The organism is Pararoseomonas baculiformis, assembly GCF_017813395.1.
Taxonomy (GTDB): domain Bacteria; phylum Pseudomonadota; class Alphaproteobacteria; order Acetobacterales; family Acetobacteraceae; genus Roseomonas; species Roseomonas baculiformis.
This window is the reverse complement of sequence record NZ_JAGIZB010000083.1, coordinates 1-2,580: the sequence shown is the minus strand read 5'-3', so window position 1 is coordinate 2,580 and position 2,580 is coordinate 1. Positions and strand designations below refer to the sequence as shown.

Here is a 2,580-nt window from a genome sequence, read left to right as displayed (position 1 = left end):
TCGCCGAACACATCGGTCTGCCTCTGTTTCGGACCGGGTCATCTCTGAGGTGACGGTTACCGACCCGCATCACCCGCTGCATGGGGAGCGGCTGCGACTGTTGTCGCTGACCTGCGCACGGGGTGCAGGCTTCATTGCCGTTTGCCTGGCGGATGGCCGGCGGCGTCTGTTGCGCCGTGCCGCCACGGACCTCGATCGGCTCGCCGCCGCGGAGCCGGAGGTGGCACGCATCTCGGTCCGTAAGCTGCTGCCCCTGGCCCAGCTCGTGCGGCGCATGGTGGCGGCCTCTCAGAAGGACGCCTCCCATGCCGAACCGCCCGCATCCTGCCCGCCCAGGTCTTGCGGCCCTGATGGCGCCCCGGGCCCATCCGCGACCGTGGCCGGCGCTGACCGGCGAGGCACGAACCAGGCTGGCAGAGCAGGTCGCCCGCCTGATCCCTCGGCTGCGTCCGGCACAGGAGGCACCCCGTGTTGAGCGTGCAGGATGAGGCGGCCGAGCGGGTCGCCACGGCGCACCGGGCCAAGCTCGCCTACATCTACGTCCGCCAATCCACGGCCGGTCAGGTGCGCCAGCACCAAGAGAGCACGGAACTGCAATACCGTCTGGTCGACCGGGCTGCCGGCCTGGGCTGGCCACGCGAGCGGATCGAGGTGGTCGACGACGACCTCGGAAAGTCGGGCACCTCCAGCACCGGGCGCCAGGGGTTCCAGCGGCTGATCGCGGAGATCGGCCTCGGCAAGGCCGGCCTGGTACTCAGCCTGGATGCCTCGCGGCTGGCCCGCAACAACCGCGACTGGCACCAGTTGCTGGAGCTTTGTTCCCTGTTCGGGGTGCTGATTGGCGACGGTGAGCGCCTGTATGATCCTGGCGTTTACCACGACCGCCTCCTGCTCGGGCTGTCCGGCATCATGAGCGAGGCAGAGCTGCACCAGATCCGCATTCGCCTGCACCAGGGCGAGCGGCAAAAGGCCCTGCGGGGTGAGCTGCGCCTGCCGCTGCCGGCCGGCCTTGCCTATGGGCGCGGGGGCGAGATCATCCTCAACCCGGACGAGGAGGTGCAGGCACGGCTGCAACTGGTGTTCGCCCGGTTCCGCCAACTGCAAAGCGCCAACGCGGTGGCACGCGATCTGCGGCGGCACGGCTTGATGCTGCCGACACGGCCCCTGCGCGGCCCAGCACCGCACGAGGTGGTCTGGGTGGCGCCTGACAACTTCCGCGTGCTGCAGATCCTGCAACGCCCATCCTATGCCGGTGCCTATGTCTGGGGACAGCGGCGACAGGATCCAACACGCCGTCGCGCCGGCACGGCGCGTGCTGCTACGGTCCGGGTCGCGGTTGAGCAGTGGCCGGTCTGCCTGCGCGATGCCCACCCGGGCTACATCGGCTGGGAGGAGTTCATGGCCAACCAGAAACGGTTGTCCGACAACGCCGCCCGGCGTGCCCCGGCTCGGCCTGGGGTACCGCGCCAGGGCGCGGCACTGCTGCAGGGCATTGCGTCCTGCGGCCGGTGCGGGCGGCGCATGTCGCTGCACTACTCCGGACCGCATGGCGACTACCCGGTCTATCTCTGCCGCGCCGATCAGGCACGCGACGGTCAGCCGCGCTGCCAGGAGGTGCGGGCATTGCAGGTGGATGCTGAAGTCGAGCGCGTGCTGCTGGCGTCCCTGGCACCGGACCGCATTGCACTGGCGGCAGCGGCGGTCGGTCAAATCGAGGCGGAGGCACGGATGCTTGAGCGGCAATGGTCCCTCAAGCGCGAGCGTGCCCGCTACGAGGCCGAGCGCGCACGGCGGCAGTACGACGCGGTGGAGCCGGAAAACCGCCTGGTGGCGCGCTCCCTGGAACGGGACTGGGAGGAGAAGCTGCGCCAGGCTGAGGCGGTGGAGCAGGCCTATGAGCGTTGGCGAGGCGAGCAGCCAGGACCGGTCAGCCCGGCGGAGAAGGACGAGGTACTAGCCCTGGCGCAGGATCTGCCGCGCGTTTGGCAGGCCGCAATGCCATCAGAGCGCAAGCAGATGCTGCGTCTCGTCATATCCGAGGTCATGCTCGACCAGAGGCGAGGGCGTGGTCAGATCTGGATGCGGATCATCTGGCAAACCGGGGCAAGCAGCGAGCACCTGCTACAGCGCCGGGTGCGGGCCTACGCGGAATGCGTCAGTGCGGAGCATCTGGAGCGACGCGTGCGGGAACTGAACGCCGAGGGCAGGATGGATCGCCAGATCGCCGACCTGCTCAATGCCGAGCGGATCATGTCGGCACGTGGCGTTCCGTTCAGGGGCGAGACCGTTCACCTGCTGCGCAAACGATGGAACATCCGGGCAGCCAAGATCAACGGGGTGGCCGCGAACCCGCCAACATGGCCGGACGGCAGCTACTCCGTGCAGGGCGCGGCTGAAGCATTGGGCATCACGGCGCAGACGGTGTTCAAATGGCTCCGCAAAGGACGCCTGGCCGGGCACCAAACGGTCAAGGGACAGCCGTGGCAGATCCACCTCCCCGACGAGCGGATCGCCTTGTTGAAAACGCAGGTGCGACGGAACAGCGGTTCAAAGAAGGAGGCATCATGACACCCTCGGCTC

At 68.6% G+C, this 2,580-nt stretch carries 1 protein-coding gene; it reads left to right on the top strand.

What is annotated here, in order from left to right:
• The first annotated feature begins 477 nt into the window (after window positions 1-477).
• Entirely contained in the window at window positions 478-2,568 is a 2,091-nt protein-coding gene (locus tag J8J14_RS24565) for a recombinase family protein (protein ID WP_342452535.1), read from the top strand.
• Window positions 2,569-2,580: the final 12 nt, after the last annotated feature.